Genomic DNA, 25283 nt, shown 5'->3' on the forward strand with positions numbered 1-25283 from the left:
CACCATGACGCTGGCCGAAATCGACAGGATCTTTCGCAACGAGGCGGGTCGCGCGCTGGCGACGCTGATCCGCCTCGTCGGCGATTTCGATTTGGCTGAAGATGCGTTGCAGGATGCCTTCGCGGTTGCGCTTGAAAAATGGCCCGCCGCCGAGCCGCCGGCAAATCCGCGTGCGTGGCTTGTCAATGTCGGGCGCAACAAGGCGATCGACCGTGTCAGGCGTCTGGTCTCGTTTCGCGACAAGCAGGAACAGGTGACGCACGAGCTGTTGCTGAATGCGTGCGCAAATGACGATCGCTGTGACGACGCCGTTCTCGACGACGACATGCTGCGGCTGATTTTCATCTGTTGCCATCCGGCTTTCGCCGTGGAGGTGCAGGTGATGCTGACGCTGCGGACCGTCTGTGGATTGAGCACCGCTCAGGTGGCACGGGCGTTTCTGATCGGCGAAGACGCCATGGCGCAGCGTCTGGTGCGTGCCAAACAGAAGATCCGCATCGCCGGAATTCCCTATGAAGTGCCTGTGCTGGATGCGCTCGAGCAACGCCTGCGCGGCGTGTTGGCCGTGATCTATCTGGTTTTCACCGAAGGCTACGTTGCCACATCAGGTGACGATCTGATGCGGCCGGACCTGGCGCGGGAAGCAATCCGGCTGGCTCGTTTGCTTGATGCGCTGATGCCGCAGCGCCGCGAGATCAAAGGCCTGCTGGCGCTGATGCTGCTGCACGACGCGCGCCGCTCCGGTCGTGCGACGGCAGATGGCGATATCGTGCTGCTGGAAGCGCAGGATCGGTCGCTGTGGGATCACCAACAGATTGTCGAGGGATTGCGGCTGGTCGAGGACGCGTTGCACGCTCCGGGCCGACCCGATGACTACGTAGTGCAGGCCGCGATCGCGGCGCTGCATGCGCAGGCGCAAAGCTATCAAGCCACCGACTGGCCGCAGATCGCCGGGCTCTACGAAGTCCTGCTGCGGATCAGGCCATCGCCGGTGATCGAGCTCAACCATGCCGCCGCGGTGGCGATGGTCGATGGTCCGCTGCGTGCCTTGAATCTGGTCGACGCATTGCAGGCAAGGGGCGGACTCGACGGCTACGATCTGCTGCCGGCCGTGCGCGCCGACCTGTTGCGCCGTCTCGGCCGGCGCGATGCCGCCCGCGATGCGTATCATCGGGCCAGCGCGGCCACACAACTTGAGCCATTGCGTCGGCTTTACGCGCGGCGATTGGCTGAGCTGGACGAGATGACCGATCCGGAGATCTAGGCTGTCGCTTCGCTGGGCAGGCTGGCGAGCAGGGCCTGCAGCGTGGTCAGCGTCGAGTGATCCACGAGACCGTCGACGCGCTCGGGACGGAAATGGCGCTGGAAGGCGGTGACCACTTCCATGGTCGGAGCATTGTACTGACCATCGGTCTCGATGCCGTAGCCATAGCGCGCCAATGCATGCTGCAGCGCCAGTACGTCGTCGCCTGCAGTGCCGAGTTTCATGGTTTCGCCGCGCACGATCGGCGCCGGCATCACCCAGTGTCCGACGCCCGAATTGGCCAGCGAGTGCCACGGGAATTTTTCGCCGGGATCCTTCTTGCGCGAAGGCGAGACGTCGGAATGACCGAGCACGCGATGCGGCTGCAGGTCATGACGCAGCATGATGCCGCGGCATAGCGCGGTGACGGCGGCGATCTGCCGGCTCGGAAAATCCGGATAGCCCCAGTCATGACCGCGATTGATGATCTCGATGCCGATCGAGCAGGAATTGATGTCCTCTTCGCCGGCCCAGAAACCGACGCCGGCGTGCCAGGCTCGCTTGGCTTCCGGCACCGTCTGCACGATGCGGCCGTCCTCGAGCACGATGTAATGCGCAGAGACATCGGTGCCCGCGCTGCACAGGCGCGCGATCGCGCCTTCCGGATCGGGCATGCCGGTATAGTGCAGCACGATCATGTCGGGCACGAGGCCCTTGTTACGCTCACCGAAATTCGGCGACGGGATCACGTCGGAAACGACGGATGAATCCGGGGTAAAGGTCGGCATGTCCGCGGCGCCCTTGGGAATCGGGAGGGCGCGTTGACGCTTGGAGTCGGATCCAGCGGGTGCGGACGTAGGTGAAGCCATCAGAAAACTCAAATCAGTCACGAGAACAGCGACACATATCGGTTGTGCCGCAGGTGCGTACTATCCTCGACCGGCACCTTGCTATGCAACGACTGCATGACAGTTTTGCCCCATTTTTATCCACTGTGGGCTTAAAGCATCAGCACTACGATGAAACCGGCACTTGCAATTGATCGATTGCTCTCCAACCCATCAACGCTTTCTTAACGCTAAGTGCCGTTACTGAGTGGTGAAGAGCCAACCTGAAAAGGGCGGCCAAAGTTCCATTTTGACGTTCAAATCCCATGGCAATCCCGACAAATCCATGCGGACGTCCGGCCTTTCCCGCGCCAAACGCGGGTGGCGCGTCGAATGGAACCCGCAATCGCGCGGCGACCGGGCTTTTCAGGAGGAAAAGCCAGGCGGCGCGCCGACAGTTGAGGCGACATGGGCCTGTTCGTGTCCAGTTTGATTTTGCGCCTCGATGCGAAGGAACGGAACGCGCTGTCTGCACGCCTCCGGCCGGCGCGCGCATGAGCACGCCCGATACAAGACATATCTCCGTTCTCGGCGTTGAAGCCGTCGACATGTTGAGCCCGCGCGCCGGTGGCATCTATGTCGATGCCACATTCGGCGCGGGCGGCTATTCCCGCGCCATTCTCGCGACCGAGGGAACCCGCGTCATCGCCATTGATCGCGACCGGACTGCCATTGCCGGTGGTTTCGATCTCGTCGACGCGTCGGACGGCCGTCTCACGCTGGTCGAGGATCGCTTCTCCAATCTCGCCGATGTGTGCACCGCCCAGGGCGAGCCGCTCGTCGATGGCGTCGTGATGGATGTCGGCGTGTCGTCGATGCAGATCGATCAGGCCGAACGCGGCTTCTCGTTCCGTTTCGACGGCCCGCTCGACATGCGCATGAGCCAGCACGGGCCGACCGCGGCCGATGTGGTGGCGAAGGCCTCCGAGGCCGATCTCGCCAATATCATCTATATCTTCGGCGAGGAGCGTCACTCCCGCGCGGTTGCGCGCGCGATCGTCGCGGCGCGCAAGGAAGCGCCGATCGAAACGACGAAACAGCTCGTCGATATCGTGCAGAAGGTCGTGTGGGCCAAGCCCGGCGAAATCCATCCGGCGACGCGGACATTCCAGGCGCTACGCATCTTCGTCAATGCGGAGCTCGATGAATTGCACACCGCGCTCGCCGCCGCCGAGCGCGTGCTGAAGCCGGGCGGCCGGCTGTCGGTGGTCTCGTTCCATTCGCTGGAAGACCGCATCGTCAAGAATTTCATGACCGAGCGCAGCAAGACCGGCGGTGGATCGCGGCATCTGCCCGAGGTCGCACAATCGAAGCCGCGCTTCTCGCTCGTCAACAAGCGCCCGATCACTGCGGGCGCCGAAGAACTCAAGGCCAATCCGCGCGCGCGCTCTGCGAAGCTGCGCGGCGCCGAGCGCACCGATGCGCCGGCACAGGATGCCGGCCCGTTGCCGGGCTGGCCGACGCTTGCCTCTGTGATGAGGGGAGGCTGACCATGCGGATCATCCACCTTCTCGTCATTGCCGTTCTCGTCTTCGCCGCCGCCTATGTCTATCGCATCAAGATGGAATCCACGGTGCGCACCGAGAAGGTGCTGCGCCTGCATGCCGATATTCGCGAACAGCGCGATGCGATCGCGTCGTTGCGTGCCGAATGGGCCAAGCTGGATGCGCCGATGCGGCTGCAGGGTCTGGCTGAACGTCATCTCAAGCTGCAGCCGGTGACGGCGCAGCAATTCGACACGATGAAGAATCTGCCGGATCGGCCGCCGAACTTTGCCAAGCCCGGTGAGCCCGATCCGATCGGCGCGATGATCCATACCATCGATCCGGATATCGTGACCGGTTCGCTGCCGGCGCCGGAGGATCCGCAGTGACAGGTCCGCAACTCGACCCGAACAAACCGATCACCCGGCCGCCAGAGCCCTGGCGCCAGCGTCTGATCCGCAGTCTGCTCTACGGACGCAACGTCGATCGTGCAGCGAAGGCGCGCGCGCGCGTCGGTCTTGCGATGATCGCGTTCGGCGGTGTGTACGGCATCATTGCCGTGCGTCTGATCATGTTCGCCGTCAACGGCGACACCCATGCGGAGCGCCGCTCCACGCGTGACGCTATCGCGACCGCCCGTCCCGATATCGTCGATCGTAATGGCGCGATCCTGGCGACCGACGTCAAGTCACCGTCGCTGTTCTCGGAGCCTCGCCGCATCATCGACAAGGACGAAGCGGTCGAATTGCTCACTGGCGCATTGCCCGATCTCGACGGCGCCGAAGTGCGCGAGCGGATCATGAGCAAGAAGGGTTTTGCCTGGCTGAAGCGCGAGATCACGCCGCAGCAGCAGCGCGACATTCATCGCCTCGGCATTCCCGGCATCGGCTTCCTGCGCGAGAACAAGCGCGTCTATCCGAGCGGTGCGGCGGTCTCGCATCTGATCGGCCTGACCAATATCGACAATCAGGGCATTGCCGGCATCGAGAAATGGCTCGACAGCAATGGCCTCGCGGACCTGCATCGCGCGGGCTTTGCTTCGGATCGTCTGCAAAAGCCGGTCGAGCTCGCCGTCGACCTGCGCGTTGAACATGCGCTGCGCGACGAACTGCTCAAGGCCAAGGCGAAGTACAGCGCCAAGGCGGCGTCGGGTCTGGTGTCGAACGTGAAGACCGGCGAGATCGTCGCCATGGTCTCGCTGCCTGACTTCGATCCGAACAATCCGAAGGAAGCGCACGATCCGGACCGCATCAATCGCCTGACCACCGGCGTCTATGAAATGGGCTCGACCTTCAAGACGCTGACGCTGGCGATGGCGCTGGACAGCGGCAAGGCCAATCTCAATACGATGTATGATGCGCGCTACCCGCTCAGCTACGGCAAGTTCAAAATCCACGACACCCATCCGGTGCCACGTCCGATCTCGCTCACCGAAGTCTTCACTTTTTCGTCAAACGTCGGTGCTGCGAAGATCGCGCTCGGGCAGGGCGTCGAAGCGCACAAGGCCTTCTTGAAGAAAGTCGGTCAGCTCGATCGCCTGCGCACCGAACTGCCGGAAAGCGCGATGCCGATCGTGCCGAAACGCTGGGGTGAACTCAACACCATCACCATCGCATTCGGTCACGGCATGGCCGTGGCGCCGCTGCAGGCGGTGATGGGCGTCAACGCGATGATCAATGGTGGGCTGCTGATTCCGCCGACCTTCCTGAAGCGCACCGAAGAGGAAGCGCGGGAGATCGGCAAGCGCGTCATCAAGAAAGAGACCAGCGACAAGGTGCGTTACATGATGCGCCTGAATGCCGAGACCGGTTCGGCGCGGCAGGCCGAAGCCAGGGCCAAGGGTTACTATCTCGGTGGCAAGACCGGTACGGCCGAGAAGGTCGTCAACGGCCGCTATTCCAAGAAGCAGGTGCTGAATTCCTTTACCGCCGTGCTGCCGATGGACAACCCGCAATTCCAGGTCCTGGTGATGCTGGACGAGCCGAAGGCGCTGCCGGAAACCCATGGTTTCATCACCTCGGGCTGGAATGCGGTACCGACGGGCGGCAACGTGATCGCCCGTATCGCGCCGCTTTTGGGGCTCGAGCCGCGCTTCGATCTGGCGCCGTCCGACCGCCTTATTCTTGCGACATCCAAGGTGACTCAGTAACGCCGCATCTGCGCTTTACAGCCGGTGCAAAATGCGGTTTGCGTGGCGTTGCGGAACCCGATGTGTCACTCGATCTGGCCTGCCCGGAGCAGCATGAAACTACGCGATTTGTTCAACCTTGATGCCGTGATGGAGCAGTCCGCAAGGGACGTCACCGTCACCGGACTGGCTGTGGACAGCCGCGCAGTGAAGCCGGGCGATCTGTTCTTCGCACTCGCCGGTGCGAAGACCGACGGTTCGCGTTTCATCGCACAGGCACTGGCGTCGGGTGCCGTCGCCGTCGCCGGTGCCCACAAGCCCGACAGTCTGTCCGTGCCTTTTGTGCGCACGCCCAATCCGCGCCTTGCGCTGGCTCTGGCGGCGTCGAAATTCTATCCGCGTCAGCCAGCGGTCATTGCCGCCGTCACGGGGACATCGGGCAAGACCTCGGTCGCATCCTTTGCGCGCGAGATCTGGGAGCGCCTTGGACACGTCTCCGCAAGTATCGGCACCATCGGTCTCGTCTCGCCAAAGCGCACCGTCTATGGCTCGCTGACCACGCCGGATCCGATCTCGCTGCACAGGCAGATCGACGAGATCACCGGCGAGGGCGTCACCCATCTCGCGCTCGAAGCGTCGTCGCATGGCCTCGATCAGTTCAGGCTCGATGGCGTGCGGGTCTCTGCCGCCGGCTTCACCAATCTGTCGCGCGATCACATGGACTACCATCCGGACGTCGCGCATTATCTCAGTGCCAAGCTGCGGCTGTTCCTCAATCTGGTCGTGGACGGCGGCGTCGCCGTGATCGCCGCCGATCATGAGCATTCGCCGCAAGTCATCCATGCCGCACAGTCGCGCCACTTGGGTCTGATGAAGGTCGGCCGCAAGGGCGACGGCGCAGGCGAGGGCATTCGCCTTGTCGAGGCCACGGTCGAAGGCTTCGCGCAGAAACTCACACTTGAGCATCGCGGCAAGAGCCATCAGATCAAGCTGCCACTGGTCGGTGAATTCCAGATCGAGAACGCGCTTGTTGCGGCCGGTCTGGTGATCGGTACCGGCGGTGATGTCGATCAGACCTTCGCCGCGCTCGAACATCTCCAAGGCGCCAAGGGGCGTCTTGAGCAGGTCGGTGCGCACAACGGCGCGCCGGTGTTCGTCGACTACGCCCACAAGCCCGATGCTCTCGCGAAGGCGCTGCAGGCACTGCGCCCTTACGCAAAGCGCAAGCTCGTCGTGGTGTTCGGCGCCGGCGGCGACCGCGATGCCGGCAAGCGGCCGCTGATGGGCGAGATCGCCGCCGAGAATGCCGATAGTGTAATCGTTACCGACGACAATCCGCGCAGCGAGAATCCCGCAAGCATCCGCGCGGCAATCATGGCGGCTGCGAAGGGCGCCACCGAAATCGGCGACCGCGCCGAAGCCATTCGCGTGGCCGTCGAGGGTCTGCAGCCCGGCGATGCCCTGCTGATCGCCGGCAAGGGCCACGAGACCGGACAGATCGTTGGTACCCGCACGCTGCCTTTCAGCGATCACGAGGCCGCCGCAGCGGCGCTTGCCAAGAGGACTGCATGAGCGAGTTTCTTTGGACATCGGCCGCGCTGGTCGAGGCGATGCGCGCCACGGTGCAGGGCGCGCTGCCGGAAGGCATTACCGGCATCTCTATCGATACCCGCACCATCAAGCCGGGCGAGGCATATTTCGCGATCAAGGGCGACGTGCATGACGGCCACGCTTTCGTCGAGGCTGCGTTGAAAGCCGGCGCTGGTCTCGCCGTCGTCGAAGCGGCGCAGCGCGACAAGTTTTCGGCAGATGCGCGCCTGCTGGTGGTCGACGACGTGCTCGCAGGTCTCGTCGAACTCGGTCTGGCCTCGCGTGCACGTCTGAAAGCGCCGATCATCGCAATCACCGGTTCGGTCGGCAAGACCTCGACCAAGGAAGCGCTACGCCGTGTGCTGGAAGCGCAGGGCAAGACCCATGCCTCGGTCGCGTCGTTCAACAATCACTGGGGCGTGCCGCTGACGCTGGCGCGCTGCCCGGCGGACGTGCGCTTTGCGATCTTCGAAATCGGCATGAACCACGCCGGCGAAATCGAGACGCTGGTGAAGATGGTGCGACCGCATTTCGCCGTCATCACCACCGTCGAGCCGGTGCATCTGGAATTCTTCGCTGGCGTCGAAGCCATTGCCGACGCCAAGGCCGAAATCTTTTTGGGGCTTGAGCCCGATGGCGTCGCGATCCTCAATCGCGACAATGCGCAATTCGCGCGGTTGCAGAAGAGCGCCAAGAAAGCCGGTGTCTCGCGCATCATCTCGTTCGGTGCCGACCAGAAGGCTGAGGCACGGCTGCTCGACGTCTCATTGCACCCGACCTGCTCGGCGGTGCACGCCAATATCCTCGGCCATGACGTCACCTATAAGCTCGGCATGCCCGGCCGCCATATGGCGATGAATTCGCTGGCAGTGCTGGCGGCAGCCGAATTGATGGGCGCCGATCTCGTTCATGCCGCGCTGACGCTGTCGCAGGTCGTGCCCGCTGTGGGCCGCGGCGCTCGCCATGTGCTCGAAGTGCCAGGCGGCGAGGCGACGCTGATTGATGAGAGCTACAATGCCAATCCGGCTTCGATGGCGGCCGCCATCAACGTGCTGGGCGCTGCGGCTGTCGGGCCGAAGGGGCGCCGCATTGTGGTGCTGGGCGACATGCTCGAACTCGGCGCCGATGGCGCGAAACTTCATGCCGGGTTGCTGGACGCGGTGCAGTCCAATGGCATCGATCTGGTATTTTGCTGTGGTCCCCTGATGCGCAATCTTTGGGACGCCCTTTCCACGGGCAAGCGGGGCGGCTATGCCGGAGATGCGGCGGCGCTCGAATCGCAGGTGCTGGCCGTGATCCGCGCCGGTGACGCCATCATGGTCAAGGGCTCGCTCGGCTCGAAGATGAAACCGATTGTCTCTGCGCTCGAAAAGCGCTTTCCCGGCAACGCCGCGCTCGACGACGCCGCGGTATAGGGCGGACTGAATGTTCTACTGGCTAATTGATTTCGCGGGCACCGTGCCGGTGTTCAACGTGTTCCGCTACATCACCTTCCGCACCGGCGGCGCAGTGGTCACCGGCGCACTGTTCGTGTTCCTGTTCGGACCCTGGATCATCGACAATCTGCGCCTGCGCCAGGGCAAGGGTCAGCCGATCCGCACCGACGGGCCGCAGTCGCATCTGGTCAAGGTGGGCACGCCGACCATGGGCGGGCTGATGATCCTGTCCGGCCTCGTGGTCTCCACGCTGCTCTGGGCCAATCCGCGCAATCCCTATGTCTGGATCGTGCTGGCCGTGACGCTCGGCTTCGGCTTCGTCGGTTTCTACGACGACTATCTGAAAGTGACCAAGCAGAGCCACAAGGGCTTTGCCGGCCGCACACGCCTTATGATCGAATTCATTATCGCGGGCGCCGCCTGTTTCGCCTTCGTCAAGCTCGGCCGCGATCCGCTGTCGTCCTCGCTGGTGATCCCGTTCCTCAAGGACGTGATCGTAAATTTCGGCTGGTTCTTTGTGCTGTTCGGCGCCTTCATCGTCGTTGGCGCTGGCAATGCCGTGAACCTCACCGACGGCCTCGATGGTCTGGCCATCGTGCCGGTGATGATCGCGTCTGCCTCGTTCGGCATGATCGCCTATCTCGCCGGCAATGCGGTGTTCTCTGACTATCTGCAGATCAACTATGTCGCCGGCACCGGCGAACTCGCCGTGCTCTGCGGCGCGGTGCTGGGCGCCGGCCTCGGCTTTCTCTGGTTCAACGCGCCGCCGGCCTCGATTTTCATGGGTGATACCGGTTCGCTGGCGCTGGGCGGCATGCTCGGGTCGATCGCGGTCGCCGTGAAGCACGAGATCGTGCTCGCGGTGATCGGCGGCCTGTTCGTGCTGGAGGCCGTGTCGGTGATCGTGCAGGTCACGTCGTTCAAGCTTACCGGCAAGCGCGTGTTCCGCATGGCGCCGATCCATCACCACTTCGAGCAGAAGGGCTGGACCGAACCGCAGATCGTCATTCGCTTCTGGATCATCTCGGTGATGCTGGCGCTGGTCGGCCTCTCCACGCTGAAGCTGCGGTGAGAGCGTGATCCCGGTCACCTCCTTCGCCGGCAAGACAGTCGCCGTCTTCGGCCTCGGCGGCTCCGGCCTTGCGTCCTGCCACGCGCTGCAGGCGGGCGGCGCCGAAGTCATCGCCTGTGACGACAGCATCGACAGAATGGTCCAGGCCACGCAGGCCGGTTTCATTACCGCCGATCTGCGCACGGTGGCATGGGGTGCCTTTGCCGCACTGATCCTGACGCCTGGCGTGCCGCTGACGCATCCGGCGCCGCACTGGACGGTGGTTGCCGCGCAAGCGGCCGGCGTAGAGGTCATCGGCGACATCGAACTGTTCTGCCGCGAACGCAAGCTGCACGCACCCGATGCGCCTTTCGTTGCCATCACCGGCACCAATGGCAAATCGACGACGACGGCGCTCGTTGCGCATCTGATGCGCGAGGCCGGTTTCGATACGCAGATGGGCGGCAATATCGGCACCGCGATCCTGTCGCTGGAGCCGCCGCGCGCCGGCCGCGTCCATGTGATCGAGATGTCGTCCTATCAGATCGATCTCACGCCCTCGCTCGATCCGTCGGTCGGCATCCTGCTCAATGTCACGCCCGATCATATCGATCGTCACGGCACGCTGGCGCATTACGCTGCGGTGAAGGAGCGTCTCGTTGCCGGCGTGCAGGCGGGTGGCACGGCAATCATCGGTGTCGACGACGACTGGTGCAGCAAGGCCGCTGATCGCATCGAGCAGTCCGGCAAGCGCGTGATCCGCGTTTCTGTCGAGCATCCGCTGGCCGACGGGCTTACCATCCGCGGCAGCACCATTGTGCGTAATGCCGGCGGCGCGCAGAGCGATGTCGTCGATATCGCGGGTATCGGCTCGTTGCGCGGCCTGCACAACGCGCAGAATGCAGCCTGCGCCTCGGCGGCAGCGCTGGCGCTGGGCGTCAGTCCTGCCGAACTGCAAAAAGGCCTGTGCAGCTTTCCCGGCCTCGCGCATCGCATGGAGCAGGTGGGGCGCCAGGGCACGACGCTGTTCGTCAACGACTCCAAGGGCACCAATGCCGACGCCGCTGCCAAGGCGCTGTCGTCCTTCAACGACATCTTCTGGATCGCCGGCGGCAAGCAGAAGGAGGGCGGCATCACCTCGCTCGCCGAATTCTTCCCGCGCATCCGTGGCGCTTATCTGATCGGCGAGGCGGCGAGCGACTTCGCGCAGACGCTGGACGGCAAGGTGCCCTACGAGATCAGCGTCAGTCTCGACGTCGCCGTGGCCAATGCCGCGCGCGATGCCGCGGAAGCGGGGCTGGCGGAGCCGGTCGTGCTGCTGTCGCCGGCTTGTGCGTCGTTCGACCAGTTCCGGAACTTTGAAATCCGCGGCGACCGGTTCCGGGAACTGGTGCTGGCGCTGGATGGGGTGAGGGCGGTTTAAGGCGCGATCTTCACGATCCAGTATCAGCCGACGTGTTCTGGCTCAGTCGAGGGAATATCACGCGGCTGTTAGGAGCCAACAGTCGAGGTCATTTGATCGCACCGTGCAGGGGGCGTTGATGATTGAGCCGTCGGATGATCGCAAGGACACGTCGCCGCTGATCGCAGAGATCGCCGAATTTATTCGGCATCATGCGACGGGCTCGATCCTCCGCGTCGGGATCGATGGCGTGGACGGTGTAGGAAAGACGGTGTTCGCGGACACGCTCGCGCGTGTAATCGGCACGCTCGGACGGCCCGTTATCCGCGCCTCCGTGGACAGCTTTCATAACACGCGCGAGATCCGATACCGGCAGGGGAAAACCTCTCCACGTGGCTTTCACGCGGACTCCTACAATTATGTTGAGTTGCGGAAAGTACTGCTCGATCCTCTCGGACCTGGCGGCTCACGCGTCTATTGCCCTGCCATCTTCGATCACACCGTGAACGCCCCGGTCGCCGCTTGCTGGTCGATTGCCGATCCCGATGCTGTCCTCGTCTTCGACGGCATTTTTCTGCACCGCCCGGAACTCAGGGATGTCTGGGGCCTGTCGATTTTTCTGGATGCGCCATTCGCCATCACCATCCCGCGCGGCGCCGGTCGCGGTCCCGGATACGGATCGGCTGATGTGGATGCCGCGTCCAACCGGCGTTATATCGAAGGCCAGCGCCTGTATCTGCAAGAGAACGACCCGCAAAACCGCGCGAATCTCGTCATCGACTATTCCGATTTCACGCACCCTGCAGTCACAGCCCGCCGCTGGCCGCCCTGAATGGGGCCAAATTTTCACAATCCATTAACCGTCTGGCAACCACGATGGCCCATCGATAGGAGTTCATCGACCCGCAGGACGCGCTTATGATCTCTCGCGAACAACGCACACCGCTCAGCGAATGGTGGTGGACCGTGGACCGCCTGCTGCTGGCGGCGATCATCGCGCTGATGCTGGCGGGGGTGATCCTGTCGCTGGCGGCCTCGCCGCCGGTGGCGACGCGCATCGGGCTCGATCCGTTCCACTTCTTCAACCGGCATATCCTGTTTCTGGTGCCGTCGATTATCGTACTGATCGGCGTGTCCTTCATGACGCCGCGGCAGATCCGGCGTTCGGCGCTGGTGGTGTTTGCGATCTCCATCGTCCTGATCCTGGCGACCTTGCTGATCGGGCCGGAAGTGAAAGGCGCCAAGCGCTGGATCACCATTCTTGGCATCAACATCCAGGCGTCGGAATCCGCCAAGCCGGCATTCGTGGTCATCGCCGCCTGGCTGTTCTCGGAATCCGCGCGCAAGCCGGAAATGCCGGCGACCTCCATGGCCATCGTCCTGCTGATGATGCTGGTGTCGCTGCTGGTGATGCAGCCTGACTTCGGCCAGACCATGCTGATCCTGATGGCCTGGGGTTCGCTGTTCTTCATCGCCGGCATGCGCATGGTCTGGGTATTCGGCCTCGGCGCCACCGCGGCAGGTGGACTCTTGATGGCTTATTTCCTGGTGCCGCACGTCGCCGGCCGTATCAAACGCTTTATGGATCCCGCCTCGGGCGACACGTTCCAGGTCGATACCGCGATGGAAGCCTTTTCGAATGGCGGCTGGTTTGGCCTCGGGCCGGGCGAGGGCATTGCCAAGCGCAGCCTGCCGGACAGCCACACCGACTTCGTCTTCGCCGTCGGCGCCGAGGAGTTCGGCATCCTGTTGTGTCTCGCGGTGCTCAGCCTGTTCGCCTTCATCGTGATCCGCGCGATGTCGCGCGCCTACGCCACCGAAGATCTGTTCTCGCGCTTCGCTGCCTCGGGTCTCGCGATCCTGTTTGGCGTGCAGGCGGCGATCAACATGGCGGTCAACCTGCATCTCATCCCCGCCAAGGGCATGACGCTGCCCTTCATCTCCTATGGCGGCTCGTCGATGATCTCGCTGGCTTACAGCGTCGGCATGCTGCTCGCTTTGACGCGGATGCGCCCGCGCACCGAAGTCGAGGCGATCGACGCCCACGTCGCGCGCACTTACGCGTGATGAGCACCGCGCCCCTCATATTGCTGGCGGCGGGCGGCACCGGCGGACATCTGTTTCCGGCGGAAGCCCTCGGCGTTGCGCTGATGAAGCGCGGGCTGCGCGTCCGGCTCGTGACAGATGCGCGTGCGCTGAAATATAGCGGGCTGTTTTCGCGCGAGATGATCGATGTGGTGCCGAGCGAGACGGTGCGCTCCCGCAATCCCATCTCGCTGGCCCGCACCGCGATCATGCTCGCTGCTGGCACCGCGATGGCGCTGAATCTGATGCGCAGCCTGAAGCCAGCGGCGGTGATCGGCTTCGGTGGCTATCCGACTGTGCCGCCACTGTTTGCTGCGCGTCTGTTCGGCATTCCCACCCTCATTCACGATTCCAACGCCGTGATGGGCCGCGCCAACCGCATGCTGTCCGGCAAGGTCAGCGCCATCGCGACGTCGTTGCCCGGCGTGCTCGACCGCGATCCCGAATTGTCGAAGAAGACCACCACGACAGGCACGCCTATGCGCCCGGCGATCCTCGCCGCTGCCGCCGTGCCTTATGCGGCGCCGGATCTCACCGGGCCATTCCGCTTGCTCGTGGTCGGCGGCAGCCAGGGCGCGCGTATCATGGCTGATATCGTGCCGCCGGCGATCGAGCGTCTCGAGCCGGCGCTGTGGAATCGCCTCGTGCTCACACAACAGGTACGCGACGAAGACATGAGCCGCGTACGTGCGGTCTATGACAAGCTCAAGATCAAGGCCGAACTCGCGCCGTTCTTCAGCGATCTCCCCGCGCGTCTCGCGTCAGCCCAACTCGTCATCTCGCGTTCCGGTGCAGGCACCGTCGCCGAACTCGGGGCCATCGGGCGGCCGTCCATTCTGGTGCCGCTGCCCGGTGCGCTCGATCAGGATCAGTTCGCCAATGCCGGTGTGCTTGCCGATGCCGGGGGCGCACTTCGCATCGCGCAGAGTGATTTCACGCCGGATCGTGTGGCGGCTGAAATTTCGGCGCTGGCCGGCGAGCCGTCGCGGTTGACCGCGATGGCCTCAGGCGCGCGCAAGGTCGGCAAGCTCGATGCCGCAGAGCGGCTGGCGGACCTCGTCGCCAAGGTCGCAAAGATTTAGGTCATCGGTTCTGCTACACGTCGTCCCCACGCGGTTCGCCCGGGGGGACAATGAGCGGAGAGCATCTTTCCAATATTCCGATGACGCACCGCGAGATCGCGCAGGCTGCGCTCAGGGCGACCGTCGGTTCTGCAACCATCGATTCCATCCGGCCGATTCCGGGTGGCGTCTCGGGCGCTTTTGTCTATCGAGTAGCCGCCGGCGATCGCCGCTACGTCTTGCGCATGGAGGGGGCCGCAAGTCCGCTGCGGAATCCGCACCAATATACGTCGATGCGCATCGCTGCACAGGCAGGGATCGCGCCACGGCTGCACCATGTGGACGAGGTCGCCCGCGTGGCGGTGATGGATTTCATCGTCGAACAGCCTCTGCAGTCCTATCCCGGCGGCCCTCACGCTTTGGCGCAGGCGCTGGGAGGAATGCTGCGGCGCCTGCAGGCAACGCCGAGGTTCGGGCGCTTCGTCGATTATCCGGATATCACAGCCCGGCTGTGGGCTCATGTCTGCCGCACAAACCTGTTTGCGCCTGGCGTGCTCGATGCCCACACGCAGCGTCTGGCAGACCTCCGTAGCGCCTATACGTGGAATAGCGACGAGGCGGTTTCCAGCCACAACGATATCCTGCCGCGCAACCTTCTGTTCGATGGCGAGCGTCTGTGGCTGGTCGATTGGGAGTCGGCCTATTCCAACGATCCCGTCGTGGACATGGCGACCATGCTCGATAATTTTGCGCCGTCACCTGAACTCGAAGAGGTGCTTTTGCAGGCATGGCTTGGTCACCCGCCTGATCGCAGCCTGCGCGATCGACTCGAACTGATGCGCGCGCTCACTCGTCTGTTTTATGCGGGCGTCCAATTCAGCGCCGTAGCGACCGCGTCGCGCTCGGTGCCGGACACGGATCTCTCGGCTCCTACACTTGCGGAATTCCAGCAGGCCTTGCGCGACGCGGCGGCTGGCGCCCGATGCGTTGGAGACCAGGCATCTGCTTGGAAAGATGTATCTCGCTGCATTTTTCACGGGCGAGAAACCGCCGGGGCTGCCTCCGCCGATCAGTCCCTTTCAAGTGATGGGCACAGCGGAGGCATGACGACGAGATGCTGAAACGCTACAGCCTCACGGTCTCCACCAGATAATCGAGAAACGCCCGTACGCGCGCCGGCAACTGTCCGCCATGGCCGACGAACACCGCGTGGATCGGTTCGATGTCGCCTGGATTGAAAGCTTCGAGCACCGGCACCAGCCGGCCGGCCTTGATATCGGCCTCGACGTGAAAGCGTGCGAGCCGCGCGAGGCCCATCCCGGCGACGGCGAGGTGCTGCATCGCTTCGCCGTCGCTGACGAGGGCATTGCCTGACGGCATCACGGCGATTGTCTCGCCGTCGATCTTGAACGGCCAGCCGTTCTCCCACTTGGCGAAGCCGAACCGCAGCAGATTATGGTCAGCGAGATCGTCCGGCGTCTTTGGTGTGCCGCGCTCTTTGAGATAGCCGGGCGAAGCGACCACGACCATCCGGCTCTCGCCGAGTTTGCGTGCCAGCAATCGTGACTCGCGCATCAAGCCAACGCGAATGGCGACATCGGCGCGCTCTTCCAGGAGATCCACCACGAGATCCGTCAGAACGACCTCGACCTTGATGTCCGGATAGCGCTTCGCAAAATCAGGGAGCAGCGGCAGCAGGAGACGCAGGCCGAAGGGCACGCTGGTATTGACGCGCAGCAACCCGCTCGGTGTTGCGCCGATGGCAGCTTCGCGCTCGGCCGCGCTGATCTCGTCGAGAATGCGTAAGGCGCGCTCGTAGAACGCACTGCCTTCCGGCGTGAGCTGAAGCTTGCGCGTCGAGCGGTTGATGAGCCGCACGCCGAGCCGTGCCTCCAGCCGCGCCACCAGTTTGCTGACGGCAGAGGGGGTCATCCGGAAGGCCCGCGCCGCGGTCGAAAAACCGCCGAGCTCGACCACGCGGGTGAACACTTCCATCTCGCCGGAGCGGTTGACGTCCAGTCGTGACATCTGGCTTCAATCTATTGAGTGAATTCAATTCACAAATATTGTGCCTATGCCACGTCTATCTCATCAATGTCAGGAGGTCCACATCTCCCGTCGTCGGGCATTCGGCCCGGCCAGTCATGGACACGATCATGCCTCTCGCACTTTACGCGCTCACCGCCGGCGCCTTCGGAATTGGCGTCACCGAATTCGTCATCATGGGTCTTCTCATCGAGGTCGGCGGCGACCTCGGCGTGTCGATCCCGGCCGCGGGTCTGCTGATCTCGGGCTATGCGCTGGGTGTCGTGCTCGGCGCCCCGATCATGACCATCGCCACCAGTCGCTGGCCGCGCAAAACCGTGCTGCTGGTGCTGATGGGCATCTTCACGCTGGGCAATCTCGCTTGCGCCCTGGCGCCGGACTACTGGAGCCTGATGGCGGCACGCGTGCTGACGGCTTTCGCGCATGGCACGTTCTTCGGCGTCGGCTCGGTGGTGGCGACGAGCCTCGTGCCCGAGAACAAGAAGGCGTCGGCGATCTCCATCATGTTCGCCGGCCTGACGGTGGCGACCATTCTCGGCGTGCCGTTCGGGACGTGGCTCGGGCAGGGCTATGGCTGGCGCGCGACCTTCTACGCGGTGACGCTGGTGGGAATGGTTGCGATGGCCGCAGTGGCGCTGCTGGTGCCACCGGTCAAGGCGCCGGAAGAACACAGCAAGCTGTCCGACGATCTCGCAGTGCTGGCGCGGCCTCAGGTGCTGCTCGGCCTGCTCACAACAATTTTGGGCTGGATCGGCATCTTCGCGCTGTTCACCTATGTTGCGCCAATCCTGACGAAGATTTCCGGCTTTTCCGATGCCGCCGTATCGCCGATCCTGCTGGTGTTCGGCGCCGGCGCCATCGTCGGCAATCTCGCCGGGGGACATCTTGCCGATCGCTGGCCGGCGGGTAGCGTGTTCGGCAGCCTACTAGCCTTGGCCGTGACGCTCGTGCTGATCACCTTCGCCGCGCATAATCAGGTCGCCGTCATCATCGCTATCGCGCTGCTTGGTGCCACAGCCTTCGCCACCGCGTCGCCCTTGCAGATGGCGGTGCTGCGTCAGGCCCAGGGCGCCGGCCAGAGTCTCGCATCGAGCTTCAATATCGCCGCGTTCAATCTTGGCAATGCCATCGGTGCCTGGCTTGGCGGCGCGGTGATCGCGCATGGCGGTCTAAACGCGGTGCCATGGGTTGCGGCGCTCGCTCCGCTGGCCGGGGTTGCCGTGGCGCTCATTGCCAATCGCGCGGATCGCGCACCGGCAGTGGTTCCAGCACCGGCGGAATAGGGTGCTCAAGGCGGATTCGCCTGATCCGCAAGCCAAATTTCCGTCTTTTTCGTCATGGCCGGGCTTGTCCCGGCCATCCACGTCTGTTTGAAGGAGTCATCTGCTCGAACGAGCTTGGATGCCCGGACGTCCAGCGAAGCTCGCTTCGCGCTGCCCGGACATGATGGAACATAGAGACGCCCCATGAGACTGCCGCGCGAAATCGGACCCATTCACTTTGTCGGTATCGGCGGCATCGGCATGAGCGGCATCGCCGAGGTGCTGTGCAATCTCGGTTACACCGTGCAGGGCTCGGACGCCTCCGAGAGCGCGAACGTCAATCGTCTCAGAGAAAAGGGCATCACCATCCATGTCGGCCACAAGGCCGATAACGTGTCGGGCGCCGACGTGCTCGTCGTCTCCACGGCGATCAAGCGCGACAATCCGGAATTGATGGCTGCGCGCGCCCAGCGCATTCCCGTGGTGCGCCGCGCCGAGATGCTCGCCGAATTGATGCGCCTCAAGAGCTGCGTCGCCATCGCCGGCACCCATGGCAAGACCACAACGACGTCGATGGTCGCCGCATTGCTCGATGCCGGCGAACTCGATCCCACCGTCATCAATGGCGGCATCATCAATGCCTATGGCACCAATGCCCGCCTCGGCGCCGGCGAGTGGATGGTGGTGGAAGCCGACGAGAGCGACGGCACCTTCCTGAAGTTGCCCGCGGATGTTGCGATCGTGACCAATGTGGATCCCGAACATCTCGATCACTTCAAGACCTTCGATGCCGTGCAGGACGCGTTCCGCCACTTCGTCGAGAACGTGCCGTTCTACGGCTTCGCAGTCATGTGCATCGATCACCCCGTGGTGCAGAGCATCGTCGGCAAGATCGAGGATCGCCGCATCATCACTTACGGACAGAACCCGCAGGCCGATGCGCGGCTGGTCGATCTGAAGCCTGCCAATGGCGGCTCGTCCTTCAAGGTCGCGTTCCGCGACCGCAAGGCCGGCACCGCGCATGAGATTGACAATCTGCTGCTGCCGATGCCAGGCCGTCACAACGCACTGAATGCCACGGCAGCGATCGCCGTCGCGCATGAACTCGGCATGTCCGATGAGGCGATCCGCAAGGCCATCGCCGGCTTCGGCGGCGTCAAGCGCCGCTTCACCAAGACCGGCGAGTGGAACGGCGTCACCATCATCGACGATTACGGCCATCACCCCGTGGAGATTTCCGCCGTGCTGCGCGCCGCGCGTGAAAGCACCGCGGGCAAGGTGATCGCCGTGGTGCAGCCGCATCGCTACACGCGCCTGCAGTCGCTGTTCGAGGAATTCTGCACCTGCTTCAACGACGCCGACACGGTGATCGTCGCCGATGTCTATCCCGCCGGCGAGGCGCCGATCGAAGGCATCGATCGCGACAACTTCGTGCTCGGCCTGCGCGCCCATGGCCATCGCGAGGTGATCCCGCTGCAGGAATCCGCGGCGCTTGCGGGTCTTGTCGCGGGCGTTGCAAAGAGCGGCGATACGGTGGTGTGTTTGGGTGCAGGCAATATCACGCAATGGGCTTACGCATTGCCCGGCGAATTGAAGGCGCTGGGGTAGGGATTGTTGATGTTTGATATCGGCATCGCAACACACGCCGCTGCGCTCCCTCCCCCCTTGCGGGGGAGGGTCGGGGAGGGGGGTAACCCCGAGCGACGGCGCCTGCGGCTTACCCCCCTCCCGGCGCTACGCGCCACCCTCCCCCGCAAGGGGGGAGGGTGCACACTTCGCACCGTGCAAAACACGCTATGACCTTCCCCGACATCACCCCCGATCTCACATCTGCGATGCCCGATCTGCGCGGGCGTCTGCTCGCGAACGAGTCCCTTGCGCCGCTGACATGGTTTCGCGTCGGAGGTCCCGCGCAGGTGCTGTTCACGCCGGCCGATGAGGACGATCTCGCTTACTTCCTGTCGAAGCTGCCCGGCGACATTCCCGTCACCGTCGTCGGCGTCGGCTCCAATCTCATCGTGCGCGATGGCGGGCTCAACGGCGTCGTCATTCGCCTGAGCCCGCGCGGCTTCGGCGCAGTATCAACCGAAGGCGATATCGTCAGCGCGGGCACGGCCGCGCTCGACAAGCGCGTGGCGGAAACGGCGGCAGCGGCGAATATCGGCGGTCTCGAATTCTATTTCGGTATTCCCGGCTCCATCGGCGGCGCGCTGCGCATGAACGCGGGCGCCAATGGCGACGAGACCAAGGATGTACTGATCGAGGCCACCGGCATCGGCCGCGATGGCACGAAACATGTTTTCGACAATGCCGGCATGGCGTTCGTCTATCGCAATTCCGGCGTCGATCCGTCGATCATTTTCACGTCAGCGAAATTCCGCGGAGCTGTGACGGAGCCCGCCGCGATCCGCGCGCGGATGGAAGAAGTGCAGGCGCATCGCGAGACCGCGCAGCCGATCCGCGAAAAGACCGGTGGCTCCACCTTCAAGAATCCGCCCGGCCACAGCGCGTGGAAGCTGGTCGATGCTGCGGGATGTCGCGGACTGCGCGTCGGCGGCGCTCAGGTGTCGGAGATGCACTGCAATTTCCTGATCAACACCGGCGATGCCACGGCGAGCGATATCGAAACGCTCGGCGAGACCGTGCGTGCACGCGTGCTGGCGCAGTCGGGCATCGACCTGCACTGGGAAATCAAGCGGATCGGCGTCGCGCCGTAATACTATTTGTCTGATACGTTTCCTTGACGCGAACCGGCACCACTTCGCTCGGAAACGTTTTGGCTGCTATTTCGGCGGTGGCGGTAGTGCCGACGCCGGTCCGGCCTCGCTGATGCTCAGCAGATTCTCCAGTGGCGCAGGGGCGACGCGGAAGGCGCCGTCGAACGGATGCTCCTGCAGCGCGATAATACCGAGAGCGACGATGGCGCCGCTGGCGAACACCGTGAGCGCCGCGAGCATGGCCCGCGGACGTTCCAGATGCACCAGCGCCAGCGCCAGTTGCGTGATCAGCCCGAGCAGCAGCACCGACGTCCATTTCAGATCGTTGGTGTGGTCGGTCGACAGGCTGAGCCGGTCATTGCGCGCGGTCCCCGCGCGGATCGAGGCGCCCATCAGCGCCCCATGCACCGTGTTGCTGGCATCGCGCGTGATGGCGGGATCGCTGATTTCGCGCAGCAGGCTGTCATAGGCCACATCGGTGCGCGGCGACTTCAGGCCGAGCAGCATTGCCGGCCATTCCTCCGTCACTTCCGATGTCACATAGGCCTTCAGCGCGGCGCGTATGTTGGACATGTCGGTGACCGATGCCACGCTCAGCGTATGGATGTTGCGCAACTCGCCGGCCTCGATCTGAACGGCGCGGACGGCCTGGCGGTTGCGATCGCCGACGTCGCTGGCAAGGAAGCCCGTGAGCAGGCCGAACAGGATGGCGACCGAGGAAAAGAAGGGCGCGACGATGCCGTGGAGGGACTTCAGCCGCATCGACAGCAGCCGGCTGGATGTCAGCCCCACGAGGATCAGCGCGACTCCGTAATAGATGGTGCCCAGCGTCGCGAAGATGCCGAAGGTAGAGAGTTCGAGCCAGGCTCTGATCATCAGGTCGCTTCCATGTCACCGCGGGGCGGGCTCGCAAAACCGCCTCCGACAAGGCATTATATGACTCGGCTAGCGTGATGCTATTGCCTTGTCGGCAAAGGCGCGATTCGCGGATGGGTTCGGAGACGACACAATGACGGAGCAGGCGAGACCTCAGCGGATCACCATCATGTTTGGTGGCCTGAACAAGGAGCGTCTGGTGTCGGTGGCCTCCGCACAGGCTCTGCACAGCGCGTTGCCCGATGCGGATCTCTGGTTCTGGGATGCCGATGACCGCGTCTACGAGACGTCGGGCACGGCGCTGCTCTCCCATGATCGTCCGTTCGAGGATCCGTTCAAGCCCGGTGGCAGCAGCATCGGCGTGCTGACGCAGGCGCTCGACAAGGCCCAAGCCGAGAACCGTGCGCTGGTGCTCGGCATGCATGGCGGCGCTGCGGAGAATGGTGAACTGCAGGTGATGTGCGAAATGCGCGGCATCCCGTTCACGGGTTCCGGTTCAGCGTCATCCAATCTGTCTTTCGACAAGGTCGGCGCAAAGCGCTTCGCAGCCATCGCAGGCGTGCCCATCGCGGCGGGTGTCGCATTGAACGACATGGAAGCCGCGCTCGCCGAATACGGCAAGCTGATCGCCAAGCCCGCACGCGACGGATCGAGCTACGGCCTGATATTCGTCAATGCCAAGCAGGATCTCGTCGCTGTGCGCAATGCGGCCAGGGCCGAGGACTATGTGATTGAGCCGTTCGTCGCCGGCGTTGAGGCGACCTGCGCCGTGCTGGAGCAGGCCGATGGCTCGCTGATCGCATTGCCGCCGATCGAGATCATTCCGGCCGATGGCGGTTTCGATTACGAGGCGAAGTATCTCGCCAAATCGACGCAGGAGATCTGCCCCGGGCGTTTCACGCCGGAGGTTTCAGCGGCGATCATGGATTTCGCGGTGAAGGCGCACCGCGCGATGTCGTGCCGCGGCTATTCGCGGTCGGACTTCATCGTGTCGGCCAAAGGCCCAGTCTATCTGGAGACCAACACGCTCCCGGGTCTGACCAAAGCGTCGCTCTATCCCAAAGCGCTGAATGCCCAGGGGATCAGTTTCGTGGATTTCCTAAATGGGCAGATCGAGCTCGCGGTGAAGCGGGCAGGCGGCTTTTAACCTCTCCCCGCTCTGTGCGGGGAGAGGTCGCCGCGTCTTCGCGGCGGGTGAGGGGCAGCGCACCGTGCTCTCCTCATCGCTGGCGTTTGCAGATCGAAGCGCCCCTCACCCCAGCCCTCTCCCCGCAAGAGCGGGGCGAGGGAGCGCACCAGCGATTCACCGCCGCAACCCGATCCCCCGCGTTAATTCCGGCAACCCGGCGATGCCGGCCACGAAGCCGCCGCAGTTCCCTCGGGCACGTCAGCCACACCTCGGCTAAAGTCTTCCACAGCCGCATCAAATCGCGCTCTGCGCCCATCCCCTTTACACTTTGTTTACCAGGAAGGCCGAAGGTTAACGCTGGCGGCGCGTGTGCGCTTGGCTGCCGAGGCGTGAGCTTTGCGGGGACTCCGTGACGACGCGTATCGATGGAAAACCGGCCTTTTTCAAAGGCTTGAATCCATCCCGGCAGGACCGAGACGTCACTCGCGCCTCAAGTCCCGCGCCAATGCGGACGTAACCTGTGACGAGCTCGTGGTATGGATGGTGGAGGACGCCTCTCTCGGTCGGTGCGACCCTTGAGGCCCCAAGCTGATCTTAAAATGGCTGCCCTTGGGGCAGGCATTCTGCTGCGCGAGCAGCTGAACCCGCTCGCCCGCTTCTGGGCCCGTTTTCGTGCCGCCAAGCCTGCCGTCCGCGAACAGAGTTCCAATCGCTTCATCGCGACGCTTGAGCGTTACGCGCCGCGCCGCGTCGGAATTGCGGCCACCGTGTTGATGCTGACGGGCAGCCTCGCGCTTGGCGTGGTCAAGGGCAATCACGTCGACGAAATGGTCGAAGCTTTTAGCGATGCGCGCAACGCTGCGGCCAATGCCGCCGGCTTCCGCATTGCCTCCGTCATTCTCAACGGCCGCAAGCAGCTGACCCAGGACGAGATCCTGGCCATCGGCGGCGTCAATGGTCGCTCCTCGCTGTTCTTCCTCGATGCCGCGGCTGTCCGCGACAAGCTCAAGGCCAATCCGTGGATCGCCGACGCCAATGTGCTGAAGCTGTATCCGAACCGTCTGCAGATCGATGTCACCGAGCGCACGGCCTTTGCGCTGTGGCAGGAGGACGGTCGTCTCTCGGTGATCGCCGATGACGGTGCCGTTCTCGAAAACTACGTGTCGCGCCGCTTCATGTCGCTGCCGCTGGTGGTGGGCAAGGGCGCCGACAGCAACGCTAGGGATTTCCTCGCGCTGCTGGATCGCTACCCACAGGTCCGCTCGGTCACCAAGGCCGCGATCTTCGTCGGTGAGCGCCGCTGGAATCTCCGCCTGAAGGATGGCCTCGACATTCGCCTCCCGGAAATCGACGTCGGCAACGCGCTGGCCATGCTCAGCAAGCTCGACAAGGAAGATCGCCTGTTCTCGCGCGACATCGTCGCCATCGACATGCGGCTGTCGGATCGGCTGACCGTGCGGCTGTCGGAAGACGCAGCGAAGGCGCGCGAAGATCTGTTCAAGGCACAAGACAAGTCCAAGAAGAAGGCTGGCGCGGCATGACCGGTCTCGATCGCAACCAAGCGCCGAAAACGCGTCAGATGGCGGCCAACCGCACCGCGCTGGTGGCGTCGCTGGACGTCGGCACCAGCAAGATCGCGTGCATGATCGCGCGTCTGCGGCCATCCGCGCCGAACGAAGCCCTGCGCGGCCGCAGCCATGCGGTTGAACTGATCGGCTACAGCCAGATCCAGTCGCGCGGCGTCAAGTCCGGCGCGATCGTCGATATGGGCGAGGCCGAGCAGGCCGTCCGTCAGGCGGTGGCGCTGGCCGAACGTATGGCCAAGGTTCGCGTCGAATCCGTGCTGCTATCCGTCTCGGCCGGTCGCCTGCAGGGCCAACTGATTGAAGCGTCAGCCGATATCAAGGGCGGCGCCGTCACGGCGTCCGATATCGCACGTGTCACCTCGACCGGCATGCGCCACGCGACGCCGCCGGGCCGCACGGTGCTCCATGCATTGCCGGTCGGCTATTCACTCGATGGCGTGAAGGGCATTCGCGATCCCAAGGGCATGGTCGCCTCGCAATTCGGCGTCGATATGAATGTCGTCACTGCGGACGCGACGGTCGCGCGTAACCTGATGCTGGTCGTCGAGCGCTGCCATCTCAATGTCGAAGCCATGGCTGCGGCGCCCTATGTCGCAGGTCTCTCTGTTCTCACCGATGACGAGACCGATCTCGGCGCTGCCGTCGTCGAGATGGGCGCAGGTACGACAACGATCGCGACCTATTCCGGCGGACGCTTCGTGCACGCGTCGGGATTTGCGGTCGGCGGGCAACACATCACCATGGATCTCGCGCGCGGACTCGGTGCTTGCATCGCGGATGCCGAGCGAATCAAGACGTTATATGGCACGGTGCTGACGGGTGGCTCCGATGCGCGCGAACTCATGAACGTGCCGACGGCTGGTGATAACGATCGCGATTTTCCGCAGGTCGTATCCCGCGCCACGATCGCGAACATCGTGCGTCAGCGTGCCGAGGAGATTTTTGAAATGGTCAGGGACCGGTTGGCGGATTCGCCCTTCGCTGCAGAACCGCGCGCACGCGTGGTGCTGTCAGGCGGCGCGTCGCAGCTCACGGGCCTCGCCGAACTCGGCAGCCAGATTCTCGGACGGTCCGTTCGCATTGCACGACCACTCGGCTTCGGCCGGCTGCCCAACGAAGCCAAGAGCGCTTCGTTCGCGGTGCCGTCGGGCCTCCTGGTCTATCCGCAATTCGCTCATCTTGAACATGTCGAACCGCGGCATACGCGGCAGCTCAAGACAGGGACCAGTGACGGTTATTTCGGAAAGGTCGGACGATGGCTTCGAGAGGGCTTCTGATGAAATTTTTCCGGCCAGTGTTT

21 protein-coding genes are annotated in these 25283 nt (G+C 63.8%); 18 read left to right on the forward strand and 3 right to left on the reverse strand.

What is annotated here, in order from left to right; all coding sequences use genetic code 11:
- Nucleotides 1-4: 4 nt before the first annotated feature.
- Nucleotides 5-1264, forward strand: coding sequence for an RNA polymerase sigma factor (locus AB7783_RS02665; RefSeq protein ID WP_441276740.1), 1260 nt, complete (start codon nt 5-7; stop codon nt 1262-1264).
- On the opposite strand, the gene AB7783_RS02670 is transcribed toward AB7783_RS02665, so the two are convergent.
- Nucleotides 1261-2112, reverse strand: coding sequence for an N-acetylmuramoyl-L-alanine amidase (locus AB7783_RS02670; protein ID WP_175367187.1), 852 nt, complete (start codon nt 2110-2112; stop codon nt 1261-1263). The genes AB7783_RS02665 and AB7783_RS02670 overlap by 4 nt on opposite strands.
- A 512-nt stretch (nt 2113-2624) precedes the next feature.
- On the opposite strand from AB7783_RS02670, the gene rsmH reads away from it, so the two are divergent.
- The 11 genes from rsmH (at nt 2625) to AB7783_RS02725 (ending at nt 15488) form a co-directional block, all read left to right on the forward strand.
- Nucleotides 2625-3620, forward strand: a complete 996-nt coding sequence (gene rsmH / locus AB7783_RS02675) for a 16S rRNA (cytosine(1402)-N(4))-methyltransferase RsmH (RefSeq protein WP_441276741.1) — start codon at nt 2625-2627, stop codon at nt 3618-3620.
- Nucleotides 3621-3622: 2 nt separating this feature from the next.
- Nucleotides 3623-4003, forward strand: coding sequence for a cell division protein FtsL (gene ftsL / locus AB7783_RS02680; RefSeq protein ID WP_089267351.1), 381 nt, complete (start codon nt 3623-3625; stop codon nt 4001-4003).
- Nucleotides 4000-5763: a peptidoglycan D,D-transpeptidase FtsI family protein gene (locus tag AB7783_RS02685; RefSeq protein ID WP_231077580.1), complete on the forward strand. Its 1764-nt coding sequence runs from the start codon at nt 4000-4002 to the stop codon at nt 5761-5763. The genes ftsL and AB7783_RS02685 overlap by 4 nt, the downstream gene beginning before the upstream one ends.
- Nucleotides 5764-5856: 93 nt before the next feature.
- Complete coding sequence (locus tag AB7783_RS02690; protein WP_441276742.1) at nt 5857-7314, forward strand: UDP-N-acetylmuramoyl-L-alanyl-D-glutamate--2,6-diaminopimelate ligase; 1458 nt, start codon at nt 5857-5859, stop codon at nt 7312-7314.
- On the forward strand, nt 7311-8747 hold the full coding sequence (locus AB7783_RS02695) for a UDP-N-acetylmuramoylalanyl-D-glutamyl-2,6-diaminopimelate--D-alanyl-D-alanine ligase (protein WP_441276743.1): 1437 nt from the start codon (nt 7311-7313) through the stop codon (nt 8745-8747). Before AB7783_RS02690 ends, AB7783_RS02695 begins: the two co-directional genes overlap by 4 nt.
- 10 nt (nt 8748-8757) lie before the next feature.
- Nucleotides 8758-9840, forward strand: coding sequence for a phospho-N-acetylmuramoyl-pentapeptide-transferase (gene mraY / locus AB7783_RS02700; protein WP_093760528.1), 1083 nt, complete (start codon nt 8758-8760; stop codon nt 9838-9840).
- A gap of 4 nt (nt 9841-9844) precedes the next feature.
- A complete protein-coding gene (gene murD, locus AB7783_RS02705; protein WP_441276744.1) occupies nt 9845-11242 on the forward strand; it encodes a UDP-N-acetylmuramoyl-L-alanine--D-glutamate ligase in 1398 nt (465 codons plus the stop codon).
- Between the two features lie 118 nt (nt 11243-11360).
- Entirely contained in the window at nt 11361-12053 is a 693-nt protein-coding gene (locus AB7783_RS02710) for a uridine kinase (protein ID WP_441276745.1), read from the forward strand.
- An 86-nt stretch (nt 12054-12139) separates the two neighbouring features.
- Nucleotides 12140-13288: a putative lipid II flippase FtsW gene (ftsW, locus tag AB7783_RS02715; RefSeq protein WP_089267347.1), complete on the forward strand. Its 1149-nt coding sequence runs from the start codon at nt 12140-12142 to the stop codon at nt 13286-13288.
- Complete coding sequence (gene murG / locus AB7783_RS02720) at nt 13285-14388, forward strand: undecaprenyldiphospho-muramoylpentapeptide beta-N-acetylglucosaminyltransferase (protein WP_441276746.1); 1104 nt, start codon at nt 13285-13287, stop codon at nt 14386-14388. Before ftsW ends, murG begins: the two co-directional genes overlap by 4 nt.
- A 50-nt stretch (nt 14389-14438) precedes the next feature.
- The gene (locus AB7783_RS02725; RefSeq protein WP_441276747.1) at nt 14439-15488 is read left to right on the forward strand and encodes a phosphotransferase; all 1050 of its coding nucleotides are present in this window, start codon (nt 14439-14441) and stop codon (nt 15486-15488) included.
- A gap of 4 nt (nt 15489-15492) precedes the next feature.
- On the opposite strand, the gene AB7783_RS02730 is transcribed toward AB7783_RS02725, so the two are convergent.
- Nucleotides 15493-16395 carry a LysR family transcriptional regulator gene (locus tag AB7783_RS02730; protein WP_441276748.1) on the reverse strand — a complete coding sequence of 301 codons (903 nt, stop codon included), beginning with the start codon at nt 16393-16395 and terminating at the stop codon, nt 15493-15495.
- 128 nt (nt 16396-16523) lie between these two features.
- Here AB7783_RS02730 and AB7783_RS02735 point away from each other — a divergent pair, with 128 nt between their 5' ends.
- The 3 genes from AB7783_RS02735 (at nt 16524) to murB (ending at nt 20392) form a co-directional block, all read left to right on the forward strand.
- Nucleotides 16524-17696, forward strand: a complete 1173-nt coding sequence (locus AB7783_RS02735) for an MFS transporter (protein WP_441276749.1) — start codon at nt 16524-16526, stop codon at nt 17694-17696.
- A gap of 183 nt (nt 17697-17879) precedes the next feature.
- On the forward strand, nt 17880-19283 hold the full coding sequence (gene murC / locus AB7783_RS02740) for a UDP-N-acetylmuramate--L-alanine ligase (RefSeq protein WP_068734093.1): 1404 nt from the start codon (nt 17880-17882) through the stop codon (nt 19281-19283).
- A gap of 188 nt (nt 19284-19471) precedes the next feature.
- A complete protein-coding gene (murB, locus tag AB7783_RS02745; RefSeq protein ID WP_441276750.1) occupies nt 19472-20392 on the forward strand; it encodes a UDP-N-acetylmuramate dehydrogenase in 921 nt (306 codons plus the stop codon).
- 66 nt (nt 20393-20458) lie between these two features.
- Here the strand turns inward: murB and AB7783_RS02750 are convergent, their stop codons facing one another.
- Nucleotides 20459-21268 (reverse strand): bestrophin-like domain, encoded by an 810-nt coding sequence (locus tag AB7783_RS02750; protein WP_093760512.1) that lies wholly within the window; start codon nt 21266-21268, stop codon nt 20459-20461.
- Nucleotides 21269-21401: 133 nt separating this feature from the next.
- On the opposite strand from AB7783_RS02750, the gene AB7783_RS02755 reads away from it, so the two are divergent.
- The 3 genes from AB7783_RS02755 (at nt 21402) to ftsA (ending at nt 25260) form a co-directional block, all read left to right on the forward strand.
- Nucleotides 21402-22415, forward strand: a complete 1014-nt coding sequence (locus tag AB7783_RS02755; protein WP_441276751.1) for a D-alanine--D-alanine ligase family protein — start codon at nt 21402-21404, stop codon at nt 22413-22415.
- 518 nt (nt 22416-22933) lie between these two features.
- Complete coding sequence (locus tag AB7783_RS02760; protein WP_439076436.1) at nt 22934-23938, forward strand: cell division protein FtsQ/DivIB; 1005 nt, start codon at nt 22934-22936, stop codon at nt 23936-23938.
- Nucleotides 23935-25260: a cell division protein FtsA gene (gene ftsA, locus AB7783_RS02765; RefSeq protein WP_068734085.1), complete on the forward strand. Its 1326-nt coding sequence runs from the start codon at nt 23935-23937 to the stop codon at nt 25258-25260. The genes AB7783_RS02760 and ftsA overlap by 4 nt, the downstream gene beginning before the upstream one ends.
- Nucleotides 25261-25283 lie beyond the last annotated feature (23 nt).

The sequence above is a fragment of the Tardiphaga sp. 172_B4_N1_3 genome, from assembly GCF_052076035.1.
Taxonomy (GTDB): Bacteria; Pseudomonadota; Alphaproteobacteria; order Rhizobiales; family Xanthobacteraceae; genus Tardiphaga; species Tardiphaga robiniae.